Below are 14,456 nucleotides of genomic sequence, written 5' to 3' on the forward strand. Positions count from 1 at the left end.
GCCTTGCCTGTAATGAATAAATGCCCCTGACAACATGTCGTTGTAAGGGGCGAGCTCTTCTCCACAGCCGAAGCCGTTGTAATTAACAGCCTTGAAACAATTAAGTTAACGACAACGATGAAAGCCTCCACATCCGCCACAGCGGAAGCCGCCGCATCCACCACAACGAAAGCCGCCACAGAAACCGGAGCAAAAGCCTACACAACCGCCAACACAAAAACCACCGCAAAAACCTACGCAAAAGCCCCCGAAGCCAACGCACAACCGTGACGGATCCACCTGATTGACGCCGTTTGGATATTGAACTCCCGGGTACTGGCCTTGCTGGTTCCAAGGTGTCATCTCTCCAGCCTGAAACTGGGAAACACTTAATTGTTGAAGATCATTTTGAAATTGATTCATTGTAAAAGCCTCCTATAATTTTTTTGATCACAGATACAACCATGAAGGAAGGAAGGATTGAACTGAACATATCTCCAATCTATGGAAATTCTCCGCATCTGTTACTGATTCAAACGCCCATTTTATGGGCATTTGTACCAAAGCAAGCTATAGCAGCTGGAGCAGCATAAGAAAAGGCACCAAATGAATCGATCATTCACACAAACGAGTCTTTATAGGGAATTGAAAGAAAGCTCTGCTTGCTGTACAATTAGCCATATTAAATGAGAATTATTCTCATTATTGTCTGGGAGGACAACCAAATGAGTAAGGATATACATAATACGGAAGCAGCTATCGAGACCTTGTTCCAACAAACGCTCCTTGAGGTCAGCACTATCGAATATCTGGATAACGGTTCTTATCAGTGTGAAGAAGTCGACGAGCTTCACCATCATGTACTATTATTTATTGTTGGGGGCAGCGGTGAAATCATGTTGAATGATCAGATGCTGCAGCTTTCAAGCAAGCATGCGTTGCTGCTGCTTCCCGGTATGAAGGCTGCTATCAGCAGTAAGCACTCATCTAAGCTAAGATTGTATCGGGTCGCTTTTGAGCTATTTCGCCAGTCCGAATCCACGACTTTATATAGAGGGTATGAAAAAGAACGCTCCTTTCCGATACAAGGACAAATTGCGATACATCAGCACGCGTTATTGTACAGGCTTATCAAGCTTCTTTACGATAATCACCATTCTCTGGATGTAGCCATGCAGCTGCAGCAGTCGATCTATATGTACGCGATTTTACGTATGCTGCTTAAAGAAGCACAGACCGTTGTTTCGATCGATACATGGAATGCGTTTGAAAAGTCGGTACGCTATATGCAGGATGCTTATCACACGGATATCACTCTGGATAAGCTGGCTGATCTGGCAGGCTTGAACCCCTCTTATTATTCGACACTGTTCAAGCAAAAGATGGATAAAAGTCCGATTGAATATTTAACCGGCTTGCGAATGAACCGGGCCAAGGAGCTGCTGCTGCTCTCACAGGACAAGATTCGCAATGTGGCACGTGAGGTCGGCTATAAGGATGAATTTTATTTCAGCCGTCGGTTCAAAGCCCAGTATGGCGTCGCACCCTCCGTATATCTGAAGCATCACCATAGCAATGTGGCCTCGCTATCCTACGCTTGCACCGATCATTTATACACACTTGGCATCGTCCCTTATGCGGCCAGAATCGATAAAGGCCCCAATACGATTACGGACCGGGTGCCCGAACCGCTGGAAAGCTCTCAGTCCTGGGACATCTGGAGACAGAAGCTGATCCGGGCCAAGCCGGATATGATTATGTGCAAAGAAAATATATCGCTTCAGGCGAGAACCAACATTGGCGATATCGCACCTATTATTGTGATTCCCTGGATGCAAAAGGATATCTTCCATCATCTACAGGAAATTGCCCAGCTGGTCGATAAGGAGCAGGCAGCCAGAGCATGGCGGGAGCGCCACGAACAGCGAGCAGAGCTCGCACGCAAAAAAATTGGGGGCGCTATCAGTAGTAAATCCGTTGCGATATGCACCTTTACCTCCAATGGGCTCCGCATTTACGGTGCACGCAATATGGGTCATGTTTTTTATCGTTCCCTGCAAATGCGCCCCCCTGAAAAGCTGAAAAGACAAATCGATAAGCATGATATTGGGACCGGACTGGTCTGGGTAGCCGCTTCTGCTGAGGAGATCGGTGATTACGAGGCGGATTACCTGCTGCTTGTGGTAAAGTCAGAGCAGGAGGCAAGAGCTGGCATGAAGCGGCTTCAGGCCACTGAGGCATGGCTTCGTTATCCGGCTGTTCAGGCTGGCAGGGTGTTCTTCATGAACTTCAATCAATGGCTGATTTACGCACCGGATTCAATTGATCGACAGCTGGAAGAAGCGGTCGCCCTGTTAGCCGGTTCAGGTGGAAGGCCGCTCATCTAAAAATAATCCATGTAATTAATCCCCCTTGTGTCATGGCATGATCAACGAATTGCCTGTATAATCAACGAGAATGATTATCATTATTATATAAGGGGGATCAAGAATGAGATACGGAAGACAGCTTGGTATCGCCATCACCTATGTCCTGATGGCTATACTAATGCTTGCCTGCGGCAGCGCAGGCAGCAATCAGACTTCAAGCACCAACCCAGCTCCAACACTACCAACTGCAGGTACTTCATCATCAGGCAGTGCAGTAAGCGCGAATAAGGACACTTCAGCATCTCCTCAAGGTAGCCGGATTATTAAGCATGATCTAGGTGAAACCACGATTCAGGGCTCGCCGCAAAGAATTGTTGTTCTAGAGCTTGGTTTTATTGATGCGCTTCTTGATGTAGGGCTGAAGCCTCTAGGCGTTGCTGACGACAACAAGCCTAATCTGATAGTGGCGGATGCACTTAAAAAGATTGAAGGCTACACTGCCGTCGGTATGCGCTCCCAGCCAAGTCTGGAGAAAATTAAGGTGCTGAACCCCGATTTAATCATTGCCGATACCGATCGCCACAAAAACGTGTATGCAGAATTATCGAAAATTGCTCCTACCCTTTCACTCAAAAATCTTAATGCCAACTATCAGGAGACGTTGGATGCAGCAGCTACGATAGGCAATGCGGTGGACAAAAAAAGTGAAATGGACAAGGTACTCGAAGCCCATAAAACCAAGATGAAAGCACTGCAGGCCAAAGCAGCCGGCATCAAGAAAAGCGTGCTGCTGATCGGCAACACGGATACGGAAATGACAGTACGTCATGCTGAGTTTTTCTCATCACAGCTGCTCAGTACGATTGGGTTTAACTATTTACTGAATAATAACCCCAAATTCGGTACAGTCGATCGCAATGTGAAAATGTCAATAGAACAACTATTGGAGCTTGATCCGGATATCGTTATTTTAATGTCGGGTGATGTGGATTTGAAGGATAAGGATGGCAACAGACCCGTTCATAAGGACCCTTTATGGCAGGAATTGAAGGCAGTCAAAACCAAACAAATGTTTGATGTTGATCGATATGCATGGTCGCTTCGCCGCAGCGTACAGGGCGCTAATGTGATGCTGGATCAAACCGAGAAAGAGATTTTGAAGCTGCAATAACTACTAACAGGCCGTATATCGGATTATGAACAGGTCATTTGTTACTTTTGTCAGGAAGGAGGTATTGAAGTGAGCCGTCCAGCAGAACATGTCGCATCCTTATCTACCCCGCAGCAAATCAGCAAAACCGTATGGCTTTCGATAGCCGGGGTAATCATCCTGTTCTTTGTCTTGTTTTTATCCGTCTCTTTGGGGTCAACCATCATGCCGTTCTCGACCATCTGGGCCTCCATCTTCCATAACGACGGCTCACGCGCACATATCATTCTCCAGAACGTGCGAATGCCGAGGATGATCGTGACGGCCTTTGTTGGAGCCAATTTGGCGGTCGCCGGTGCCTTGATGCAGGCTGTCACACGCAATGTGCTGGCATCCCCTGGCATATTCGGGATTAATGCCGGAGCAGCAGCAGCGGTCGTGTTTCTGACCGTTCAGGTTCCCTTTCTTTCCAGCGGCAATATGGTGTATGCGGCTTTTGTAGGCGGGGCTTGTGCGGCTGTGGTCGTCTATGCTATGGCTTCAGCTTTCAAGGGTAACCATATGGAGGTTCATCTGGCGCTTACCGGAGTTGCCGTTCAAGCGATACTCTCTGCGCTTACTCAAGGAATGATTATTTTTAACGAGACACAAATGGATAGAGTGCTGTTCTGGCTAGCCGGTTCGGTGTCGTCGCGGAAATGGGAGCATGCTGAATTGATCATGTTGTGGAGTATACCTGCCCTGCTTGCTGCTTTCTCCTTCGGACGTGCGGCCTCTGTGCTCAGCTTGGGAGAGGAGCTGGCTCGTGCGCTGGGACAGCGAATTATGATTACGAGAAGCCTTATGGCGATTGTGGTGATCATGCTGGCCGGTGTTTCGGTATCCATTGCCGGCCCGATCGGTTTTGTCGGTCTGATTGTCCCTCATATCGTCAGATATTTGATCGGTGTTGACTATAGACTTGTTCTTCCATTATCTGCACTGTTCGGCTCGATCATGCTGGTGTTCGCTGATCTGGCTTCTCGCTATATCGTGTTTCCTTATGAAACACCCGTAGGCGTGGTCACTGCCTTGATCGGTACTCCTTTTTTTATTTACCTGGCTAGAAGACGTAAAAAGGAGGCGAAATAATGTCGGTTCCTGCCTCCAACTCACTACGCAAATCCGTTATTCGAGACAGCACAGTTCGCCGGCGCCCCGCCATTATTGTGCTCCTCATTCTCGCTGTTGTGATTAGTGTAGTGATTAACATCGCCATCGGCGATGTGCGGATCCGCCCAGAGCAATTACTTCGTATGGTTACAGGCTCGGGCGATCCCCAGCTAAGCTCGATCATTATCAGCTACCGGCTGCCCCGGGTAGCGCTGGCTCTCCTTGTAGGTGCCAGTCTCGCAGTAGCCGGCGTTATCGCCCAGGGTGTGATGAGAAATCCGTTGGCTGCTCCGGATACGCTGGGTTTAACCGGGGGTGCAGGTCTGGCAGCAGTTATCGTTACGCTGCTCCTTCCCCACTCAGCGCCCTCCACATTAACTACGGCCGCATTTATGGGCGGCATTATTGCTGCCTGCGCGGTATATGCGTTGGCCTACCGTCATGGAGTTATTCCCGTTCGACTGGCATTGGTAGGTGTCGCAATCAGCGCTTTTTGTTCTGCGGGCATCCAGCTGCTGGTGTCCAAATCGCTGCCGAATGTCAATGCAGCCTTAATCTGGCTTAGTGGAAGCCTCTGGGGTCGAACTTGGGACCAGGTCCTTCATATGCTGCCATGGGTAGCAGTCGTCATTCCCTTGGCTTGGCTGATGGGGCTGCGGCTTGATATTACCAGACTAGGGGATCTGTCAGCCAAAGGCTTGGGTATTCATCTGGAGGGAACCCGCGTTATGCTGCTGGTCATGGCTGTTCTGCTAACCGCTGCTGCTGTTGCGGCTGCTGGTACGATCGGTTTTGTTGGTCTTATTACACCGCATATGGCAAGGCGGCTTGTCGGTGCCAGACATCGTATTTTGATACCCGTAGCAGCACTGCTCGGTGGCTTGCTGGTGCTGATTGCCGATGCGCTCGGTCGCGGACTACTCCCACCTCTGGAAATTCCGGCAGGTTTAATCGTGTCCGTCATCGGCGGACCTTACTTTCTGTTTCTACTTTGGCGTCATTCGAGACGCAAATAGCCTGATCGATCATATGCAAACATATCCAAACCATGCTAAGGAGGAATTATTTTGATGCAATACGCTGTTCATTCGTTTTCAGGAACAAATCTCACACTTTCCGAATTGATGGAGACTGCCACAACCTATGGTTATTCAGGACTGGAGCTGCGGGTCGGCGTCGGACACGCACATGGGGTCGAGCTTTCTGCGGACTCACTGCAAAGAGCAGAATGGAAACGTCTTGCAGCAGAGAGTGGAATACCAATCGTCTGCCTTGGCGTTTCGATTATATGCTCACGGCCCGATTCTGACAAAGAAATCGCTTCGGCCTTGGATTATATAAAGCTCGCTTCCGATGTGGGTGCCCCCCTCCTTCGGGTAGCCGGCGGCAAAATTCCTGCTGGCAGCACACGCGAGCAAACACTGGAAACCATCGTAAGCGTGTTGAAGGCAATTCTTCCTACTGCCCGGGAGCTTGGGATTACCATTGGGATCGAGACCCATGATGATTGGGCAGAGCCTGCACAGATGGCCAGCCTGATACGGGCAGTCAATGATCCACATGTGGTTGCCCTATGGGATGTTCTGCACACGAAACGTCGTGGACTTGCTGATCCAGCGGATGTGATCGCCCATTTGGGACCCTGGATCGGACATGTTCATTTTCACGATGCATCGTTTGATTCAGAGCACAAGGAGCATAAGCCGATCGGGGAAGGCGATCTTGATTTTGCCAAAATTGCTGCTGCGCTCCAGAGTATCCACTATAACGGTTATGCCAGCGGAGAATGGTCCGGATGGGAGGAGCCTTACGAAACACATTTGCCTCGTGAGCTGAAAGCCTTCCAATCCTATATGGAACGTGCTGCCAAAGCCCTCCCTCCAATAGAACGAGCTTATAACACATAAACTGAAATCCATACAAAAATTGCCAATTAATCGGTCCTCTGACTGAAATAATTGGCAATTTTTTTGACAATCAACAGTAACAACTCATGTAAATCGGCAGTTCCATAGTTATTTATGAATCCAGCTATCATGTAACCATTTTTCTGTGACCCGACCGTTATTCCATATAATATCTCGTTCAAATGTAATTATCTTCCCTCCTGGACCTACGATCAACCAAGCATAGTCATCCTTTTCAGGTGAATAGCATTTATATTTCATTCCCGATACGGTTGATCGTACGTTGTTGTTTCCATTGATCTAACACAACCGCCAATGCTTCAAATGTTAGAAAATAGCTTCCCAGCTTTAGCAGGTTCAGTACAACAATCGGACCAAGAGTTGCTCCTGAATATTACAAACCCGATTGTAGTTACCCTTTTATCCGCAGGGAACATTTCCACCACATAGGCAAGTACAGCGGGAGCGAATGCTGCCGCTGCCAGGCCCTGTACCGCACGAAGTACAATTAAACTGGACGGGTTTTTCACTAAACCCAAAGTTGGCGTAATGAGCAGCAACGCAACTAACCCGGATAGCATCATTTGTTTGCGGCCATAACGATCAGATAAAGGACTGAATAATAAGCCCCTTTTATGTCAAATTGAGAAGGGGCTTCTTCTTCGCAAGCGATTAAGCTTCCAATTTCAGTTCAGTGATTCGACTGTTTTCCAGAAAGTCAGGATCAGCTGCTATTGCACCTGCCTGTCCCCAATTTACCAAGGGAGTATCGCGTAAAATAACCAAAATTTTATCAGGCGGGATATTGAACAGCTTATTCGTGACAACAGTCAATTCCTTAATCCATTCTTTCTTTTGTTCTTCGTTGAAGCCTTCCCAGCAGTCAATATTGATAATTGGCATAAGATCATCTCCCATATTATTTTAGCTAAATCATCTCCATAAATTAGCTGCATTTATTGTAACATATTTACAAACTAAGTCAATTATTTTCGTATTAGTAAATTACCTTTCATTTTGTATACGTGAATTTATAGTCCTATGAAAAACTAAAAAGAGTCACGATTTACGCGACTCTTCCTTTAATAGTAAGTTCGAAGCCTTTATGGCAGCAGTCCCATATACATAAGCTCTGATGGATTAGCGGGGTTGTGGCCCAAGCCGACCCGATCTCCCGCACGCGGAATTTGGATTTTCGATACGATTGTTTCCAATGTCTTCTGGGATGTGCTCCCATCGTTCTCTATCACATTCAACACGAGAACAACGACCGGATCGAAATTGATGAGCTTGCCTGTGTCTGTTACCGATACAACAATAGCAGTTGCGCTAATCGGCACGGTGCCGCTTGATGCTAATTGTGCCTGTTTCGCCGATTCCAGGCTTTGGTTGATGAGATTCCTATGCTCCTTGGAAACCGTGCTTTTCATAAACAGCCCCGTCAATCCTTTATTCATCAGATTATCTGCCTGCTCCAAAGCATCCTGCGGTTTTTTATTTTTTCCGAATCCGAACATACGCATCACGCCTCTCATTGTTTGATTTGTCGCTGTATATTAAGTGTAAACGACCGTCATTAAGCCGACAATAGTATCAGCGACATACAAACAAGTCAGGGATAAGGCAAGTTTTTCTGTTGTTTACGCTTCGCTTTTTTTCAAAAAGCGCTTATTTTGCAAAAATTTGGGTCTAATACATCATTCATGGGTCCCTGTCGCTCCAAAGTTTTGTTTAAATTATTGTTTAATTTGGACTGGAAGACCCCCCTCCTCCACTATTTCTTAACAAATACACAAGCTTCCGATAATACATAGATGATTCCTTGTAACGACGACCTTCCTCAGAGACGACTGCCAATGATTCATAGAGCTGCTCGAGACGCATCGCATGCTGAGTAGCTTCGAAATAGGGCAAACATTCCAGTGCCCGGCTTTGAAATATCTCCATATCCTCTAGCGCGAGCGCCATTTGACTTTCATAAAAGGCCAGCGCCATTCTTTGATCCGTGCCCGTGTGGGAGATGCGCAGCCGCTCAATTCCTTGTGTAAGCATTCCCCAATTTTTCTGGGCAAAAGCGGCTTCACAGCGATAAATGGTTATAACCGGCTCGAGCAGCTGTTGGGATTCCACTGGCTCATTGGCGAGTATGGACTCGAATCGGGCGATTTCGTCCAACGCTTTATCCGACTCTCCCGTCATCGTTAACATAACGATCCGGTTGTTCATAATTGTCGTGAACACGTCGCCAGGCTGCTGCAAATAAACTAGATTAGCTTCGGCCATTGAAAGAGCACGTAATGCTTCTTGCATAAGCCCCATCGCAAAGCAGTAGCCGCTGTAAGCCACATACAGCCCGGATAGACGATGAAACAATCGATCATCGACGATTTGCTGCATCGTCTGCTCGAACACCTGCTTTGCCTGTTCGTATTGCTTCAGCAGAACACACGCTTCCATCCTGATATTTTGTGTCGTCAGCCATATTTCCGTCCCCGATTCCACAAGACTGTTTAAGCGATTCACATCGTTCAGCACGTCGGAGTAGCTGCTCTTGGAGCGAAAATGCTGGATTCTATATAGCAAAAGCGCTTTTTTCAAGGGCAGCGGCAGTTCAATTTCGTCAGACCTTCCGTATTTCTCTAAATAATGGTTCAAGTAGGACTGATGCAAATAGTCATAAGCGCTCTGATTGTTCATCTGTTGGTAATAAACGGCTTTCATTAAAGAAGTCGTTAGCTCGACGACGAGTGCATCGTCGCGATCATCCAGAGTATCCACGTAAGTTTCGGATACGTTCTGCCCTGACATGGTCTGGAAAATGCTCTCCGCCCGCTGCGTCGTAGGCTCATCGGTTGCCGCCGCTTTGGTCAAATAGGTAACGGGGACGCCGAGACGGCCCGCGATATGCTCTGCCAAATCATCGGCAAATGGATACCTTCCTGCCAAAATGTTGGCAAAATGAGACTGCGTGACGAGTCCCTCCACGAGGTCTTTCCGCGATATTTGCTTTTTCTTGCACAGAAGCTCGATACGTTCCTTGAGCATGAGGCTCTCCCCCGCTTTCTGAAGCTTATTTTACAAGCTAGCTGGTCCCGAATCCAGTGTAAACAGTCCTATTCGTGGAATCATATGAAGACAGCAGAAAATATCCCCGCATAGTCACTGTTAAGTGATACTGTACGGGGATATCCGCTGTTTTTATTACAAACTTTACTCTTTTGTGGTGCGTAACGTTTAGGAAAGCGTATCTTCGCTCTCCGCATTTTCAGCCTGCATATGTTTTTGTCGGGCTTTGTACAGCTGTTCTTCGGCATCCTGAACATCCTGGTCTTGATCGACATTGCTATGTCTGGCTTCATTCAGTGCGTGTAATGCTTGATTCATAGCATTTTGGGCTTGTGTCCTTGCGCTTTGTTCATGTTCGTTCGTTTGTTGGTCTGTCATTGAACATACCTCCTTGAAGTATTACCGCAAAGTTAATATGGTCAAATTGTTCGTTAGTAATTCATATTTTTGGAATTTATGATTATTTAAATAAATTTGATCATCAGATTTAATCCCATTGTAATTCTTGTTGATACACAACCTGCTTATTTCCCCCAACGATTTCACCGATAACATAACTTTTCAATCCGAATGCAGCTACGTGCTCCATCACACTGTGGGCTATTTCTGAATCTACAACCAGCACCATGCCAACACCCATATTGAATGTGCGCAGCATATCCTGCTCATCCACGTTCCCCATATTACGAATGGTATGGAATACAGGCAGAATATCAATACGGGATAAGTCAATGAGCGCGTTCAACTGTTCGGGAATTACACGGTTCAAGTTTCCTTCAATACCGCCACCTGTAATATGAGCCATTCCATGAAGTCCATCCATCTCAAACAAATCTCTCAGAGGTTTGTAATAACATAAGTGTGGCTTCATAATGGCTTCCAAAAAGCTCTCCTCGCCCACTCTTTGGTTCAGAACTTCAGGATGCTTGTCCATTATAGCCCGAACAAGTGTATACCCATTCGTATGAACACCATTAGACGCGACAGCTACAATAACATCTCCCTTGCGTATGGTGGACCCGTCTATGATTTTTGATTTGTCGACGATGCCAACAATGCTGGATGTGAGTATATAGGAGCCTTTCTCCAGCACTCCCGGCTGAATCGATGTCTCGCCACCAGTGAGCACACAATCCTGTTCATTACAAGCTGCAGAAACAGCGTCGACGATTTCGCTGATGGTTTCTTTATCGACAGCATCACTAATGATTGCGTCCTGAACTGCAAGTGGTTTTGCACCCATAACAATAATGTCATTGATCAAATGGTTAATCATATCGTAGCAAATTGAACGTACCCGTCCATGTTGAAAAGCCAGCTTTTGCTTAGACCCAGGCTCCTCGGTTTTCATGACCAATACGGGATGATCGTACTCCGGAAATTTAAAATCGTACAGTGACGCGAACGCACCCAGCGAGTTTAATACGCGACTATTGTTCGTCTGCAGACTTTTAGCCATATTTTGCTTGACAGCATCGGTATCGTCAATATTAATACCGGTTTCTGCATAAGTGAGCTTGTCATTTCCCATGGATTTGCCACCTCTTATTTACTTGTATTTCCAATTATAGTAACACAGCTAATTAGATAACAAAAGCTCTGGAGAGAGGCATCCAGAGCAAGCACGGACTTTAGTTTTTCGTCACAACAAACGAAGCTACCGTGCCTTGACCCTGCTCGCTTTCAATTGTAAGACCTGTTCGATAAAGCTGCTTCAATCGAAGATTCGTATTACGCAATCCTATTCCTAAGCCTTTATTGAATTTACCGTTCAAAATGTGACCTAGCTTCTCCTTATTTATTCCTGCACCGTTGTCCGCAACACGAATTTCTACAAACTGCCCGTGATCAGTGATTTGAATATGAATTGTTCCCCCTTGAGTATTTTTCAATACGCCATGAATAACCGCATTTTCAACAAGCGGCTGAATCGACAACGGTGGAATTTCCAGCTGAATGCCCTCATCTACCTCCCAGACAACGGATAGCCTGTCTCCAAAACGTTCCTGTTCAATATTCAGGTAAGAGCGAACAAGATCAAGCTCATGCTCAAGCTGTACGAATCGATCCGAGTTTTGGAAGTCAAAGCTCGATCGCAAATACATAGTGAATTCCTCAGCCAGGTTTCGCATTTTGTCTGTATCAATGTCACTCAATGCCAATACAGCATTTAATGTGTTAAGAATAAAGTGCGGTTTTATTTGTGCCTGCAGCCATGCAGCCTCCATATTCAATCGTTCGTTAACGGATTTCTTAAAGTGGGTTAACGCCCTTACCCTGGCCCTAAGCTCGATTGGGTTCACTGGTTTGGTCACGTAATCATTGGCTCCTGAGAGAAATCCTGCTTCTATATCCTCGGGGCGAATACGGGCGGTCAATAGCAGAATGGGAAGCTCATAGACATCAAATCGTTCCCGAATACGGTGTGTCAATTCATAACCCGACATATATGGCATGATAACGTCCGTTATGACCAAATCCCATTCCCTGGTATCCAGTAAAGTTAAAGCATCCTGAGCGCTTATCGCAGTGACGATCTCATAATCCGATTCTAGCGAAAATATATTCATCAATACATTTAAGTTGATAGGATCATCGTCTACCGCCAATATTCTGATTTTACCTGTTCCGGATTCAGAGCTTAAACCCCTAACTTGTGAGTGGTGAACGGTAGTAGCTGCGACTTCTGTTTGCATTGCGAATAGCTCGACATCACTTGCTTGCGCTTCACTTCCAACTACGGCTGCCGACAACGCCAGGTCAAAATGAAATATCGAGCCTTGACCCGGTACCGAACTGACCTTCAGCGTTCCTCCGTGCAGCTCAACTAGCTGCTTACAAATGCTTAACCCAAGTCCGAATCCTCCGCGAATTGCTGTTTGGTCGGGATCTGCCTGCTCATAGGGCTCGAATATTCGCTGCTGCATCTCTTCATCTATTCCAATGCCTGTATCCATAATATAGATATTCGCGCTATTATTTTTCATTTGAGCCCGGATGGACACTTCCCCTTGAATCGTATGCTTCACTGCATTATGCAGCAGATTAAACAAAATTTGAATGAGCCGATTTTCATCTGCGATAACAAGAGGGAAGCTGTCAGGAATCTGATTTTTCAGTTGAACCGGTTTTCCATCTGTCATGAAACGGAGAATGTCCATGACGTCGGCAGCAATCCTCTGAATAGAAACATTTTCGGTTCTTAGCATAATGCTATTCTCTTTCAGACGCATCATATCCAGCAGATCGCCGAGCATAAGCGACATACGACGTCCTACGGTAAGCACCATTTCAAGATCCTTAATGCTCTTGTCATTCAATGTGCTTTTTTCTCTGTCCAGAACTGCTTGTGAGATGTTCAGTATGCCGTGCAGCGGGTTCCGCAATTCATGGGAGGTGTTGGCCAGAAATTCATCCTTCAGCTTGTCAGTCCTCTGAAGCTTGGCCGCTAGCTTTTCCATTTCTGCAAAAATATGAATGTAGCGTTTAAACCAGATCGATGCACATGCAATCATCACCACAATCAGATCGAACGGATAAAATATGACTTTGATCCCGGTAGCAATAAGAATAAATTCCCACGCAATGCTGCTCATAAACGCAACAACAGCCAGCTGTAAATAAAAATTAGTCTCAATTTCCTCAAGCGTCATTCGTAGAATGACTACAAACGCGGTCAGGCAAGAAATGGTCACAATTAAATTCAACACGTTTTGCAGGGGCATCAAATATTCAAGTGGCATACTTAGTACCATGAGCCCTGCGATTCCACAGAGCACAGAGTAGCCTGTAAAACCCTGATTACTCCAAAATGGGGACAATCGCTGCTTGATGCATTGAATCAACGAGTAGACCCCGACGAGCATGGACAAAGCCTTCAGCTTAAAATCCCATTCATAGGAGAGGTCAATCCAGCTTAAAAGGATTTTATCGCCATTTCCGGCAAATGCAACAATTGCGCATAGGATCAATACAGCAAAATAAAGCAATCTTCGATCGCGGTATCCGATCAAATATAATATGATCGCATACACAGCATGAATCATAAACGCAACGAAAATCAGCCGCTGCATCGCGATAGACAGTTGAATATCCTGTTGAATTGCTTGTTCGGTTCCAAATTTCATCGATCGGATGATGCCGCTGCTTCGTGAATCGTCATAATTCGCCGCCTGAATGACGATCTCGATTACACCGGTATGATCCCCTGTGAAAGATGCTGAATAGGGAACATTCCGAGGCGTATAGTTTTCTTTAAGCGATGCCGGTTGTCCGGATTGTGCCAGCAATCTGCCATTCAAATAAAACTCGGACGAACTGCGAACGCTTGGAATGGAAATAGCGTAATCCGTCTTATCATCCTTGTTGACTAGAACTTGTAAACGATAAGATCCATATCCAAAAGGTGTGCTCCCTTCTGGCTGCATCCCTGCATTCCAGCTTCCTGGCACTTGAATGAGGGTTCTGTTATTATCACGTGTATCTGCATTCACCTTATTATTTATCAACCATTCATGCGGATAAAACTCCCATTGGCCGTCCAGTGTGATGGTGCGTGCTGCTGTCGCATCCCAATCCCTCAAATCGAGCTGCCCATTCACTACTCTGTAATGATCCGAAGTCATAAAAAGATGAATCCAGAGCAAGCGCAGGCATGTAAGGATAATCAAAGACAACCCAATCCAAAGTATTATTTTTTTTCGTTTCAAGACAGCTCGAATCGTTGTCAACGTAGTCCTCCTTCCTCTTCCAATGCCTGCTTACTATCAGTTGTCAGCTTCACACTTCAGTTTGCAGCAGTATTTCCATATAAATTATTTATTCCGAACAGTC

Annotated in this window: 12 protein-coding genes and 1 pseudogene; 5 read left to right on the forward strand and 8 right to left on the reverse strand. The window is 46.2% G+C overall.

Translation table 11 applies throughout. The annotated features are described in order from the left end of the window. Positions 1-105 precede the first annotated feature (105 nt). Positions 106-402, reverse strand: coding sequence for a heterocycloanthracin/sonorensin family bacteriocin (locus tag LRL21_RS33325; protein ID WP_240420120.1), 297 nt, complete (start codon positions 400-402; stop codon positions 106-108). Positions 403-704: 302 nt separating this feature from the next. Here LRL21_RS33325 and LRL21_RS33330 point away from each other — a divergent pair, with 302 nt between their 5' ends. The 5 genes from LRL21_RS33330 (at position 705) to LRL21_RS33350 (ending at position 6,557) form a co-directional block, all read left to right on the forward strand. Further along, positions 705-2,366, forward strand: a complete 1,662-nt coding sequence (locus tag LRL21_RS33330; protein WP_240420121.1) for an AraC family transcriptional regulator — start codon at positions 705-707, stop codon at positions 2,364-2,366. Between the two features lie 103 nt (positions 2,367-2,469). Next, the gene (locus LRL21_RS33335; protein ID WP_240420122.1) at positions 2,470-3,519 is read left to right on the forward strand and encodes an ABC transporter substrate-binding protein; all 1,050 of its coding nucleotides are present in this window, start codon (positions 2,470-2,472) and stop codon (positions 3,517-3,519) included. Positions 3,520-3,588: 69 nt separating this feature from the next. Further along, positions 3,589-4,629 (forward strand): FecCD family ABC transporter permease, encoded by a 1,041-nt coding sequence (locus LRL21_RS33340; protein ID WP_240420123.1) that lies wholly within the window; start codon positions 3,589-3,591, stop codon positions 4,627-4,629. Then, positions 4,629-5,666 (forward strand): FecCD family ABC transporter permease, encoded by a 1,038-nt coding sequence (locus tag LRL21_RS33345; RefSeq protein ID WP_240420124.1) that lies wholly within the window; start codon positions 4,629-4,631, stop codon positions 5,664-5,666. Before LRL21_RS33340 ends, LRL21_RS33345 begins: the two co-directional genes overlap by 1 nt. Positions 5,667-5,720: 54 nt before the next feature. After that, a complete protein-coding gene (locus LRL21_RS33350) occupies positions 5,721-6,557 on the forward strand; it encodes a sugar phosphate isomerase/epimerase family protein (RefSeq protein WP_240420255.1) in 837 nt (278 codons plus the stop codon). Between the two features lie 320 nt (positions 6,558-6,877). Here the strand turns inward: LRL21_RS33350 and LRL21_RS33355 are convergent. The 7 genes and pseudogenes from LRL21_RS33355 to LRL21_RS33385 all read right to left on the reverse strand — a co-directional run. Then, positions 6,878-7,171, reverse strand: a pseudogene (locus LRL21_RS33355) (MFS transporter); the annotation flags it as partial. A gap of 58 nt (positions 7,172-7,229) precedes the next feature. Next, positions 7,230-7,460, reverse strand: coding sequence for a tautomerase family protein (locus tag LRL21_RS33360; RefSeq protein ID WP_240420125.1), 231 nt, complete (start codon positions 7,458-7,460; stop codon positions 7,230-7,232). Between the two features lie 200 nt (positions 7,461-7,660). Beyond that, on the reverse strand, positions 7,661-8,092 hold the full coding sequence (locus LRL21_RS33365; RefSeq protein ID WP_240420126.1) for a hypothetical protein: 432 nt from the start codon (positions 8,090-8,092) through the stop codon (positions 7,661-7,663). Between the two features lie 208 nt (positions 8,093-8,300). Next, on the reverse strand, positions 8,301-9,602 hold the full coding sequence (locus tag LRL21_RS33370; protein ID WP_240420127.1) for a helix-turn-helix domain-containing protein: 1,302 nt from the start codon (positions 9,600-9,602) through the stop codon (positions 8,301-8,303). 189 nt (positions 9,603-9,791) lie between these two features. Further along, positions 9,792-10,001: a hypothetical protein gene (locus tag LRL21_RS33375; RefSeq protein WP_240420128.1), complete on the reverse strand. Its 210-nt coding sequence runs from the start codon at positions 9,999-10,001 to the stop codon at positions 9,792-9,794. Between the two features lie 109 nt (positions 10,002-10,110). Beyond that, a complete protein-coding gene (gene purM, locus LRL21_RS33380) occupies positions 10,111-11,154 on the reverse strand; it encodes a phosphoribosylformylglycinamidine cyclo-ligase (protein ID WP_240420129.1) in 1,044 nt (347 codons plus the stop codon). 100 nt (positions 11,155-11,254) lie between these two features. Further along, positions 11,255-14,353: an ATP-binding protein gene (locus LRL21_RS33385; RefSeq protein WP_240420130.1), complete on the reverse strand. Its 3,099-nt coding sequence runs from the start codon at positions 14,351-14,353 to the stop codon at positions 11,255-11,257. Between the last annotated feature and the right edge of the window lie 103 nt (positions 14,354-14,456).

It is taken from the genome of Paenibacillus periandrae, from assembly GCF_022458865.1.
In the GTDB taxonomy this organism is placed as follows: domain Bacteria; phylum Bacillota; class Bacilli; order Paenibacillales; family NBRC-103111; genus Paenibacillus_S; species Paenibacillus_S periandrae.

Coding starts and splice junctions, on each gene's coding strand:
- LRL21_RS33350 (WP_240420255.1), top strand. CDS start 5,721: ATGCAATACGCTGTTCATTCGTTTTCAGGAACAAATCTCACACTTTCC.
- LRL21_RS33330 (WP_240420121.1), top strand. CDS start 705: ATGAGTAAGGATATACATAATACGGAAGCAGCTATCGAGACCTTGTTC.
- LRL21_RS33345 (WP_240420124.1), top strand. CDS start 4,629: ATGTCGGTTCCTGCCTCCAACTCACTACGCAAATCCGTTATTCGAGAC.
- LRL21_RS33370 (WP_240420127.1), bottom strand. CDS start 9,602: ATGCTCAAGGAACGTATCGAGCTTCTGTGCAAGAAAAAGCAAATATCG.
- LRL21_RS33375 (WP_240420128.1), bottom strand. CDS start 10,001: ATGACAGACCAACAAACGAACGAACATGAACAAAGCGCAAGGACACAA.
- LRL21_RS33365 (WP_240420126.1), bottom strand. CDS start 8,092: ATGAGAGGCGTGATGCGTATGTTCGGATTCGGAAAAAATAAAAAACCG.
- LRL21_RS33335 (WP_240420122.1), top strand. CDS start 2,470: ATGAGATACGGAAGACAGCTTGGTATCGCCATCACCTATGTCCTGATG.
- LRL21_RS33325 (WP_240420120.1), bottom strand. CDS start 402: ATGAATCAATTTCAAAATGATCTTCAACAATTAAGTGTTTCCCAGTTT.
- purM (WP_240420129.1), bottom strand. CDS start 11,154: ATGGGAAATGACAAGCTCACTTATGCAGAAACCGGTATTAATATTGAC.
- LRL21_RS33360 (WP_240420125.1), bottom strand. CDS start 7,460: ATGCCAATTATCAATATTGACTGCTGGGAAGGCTTCAACGAAGAACAA.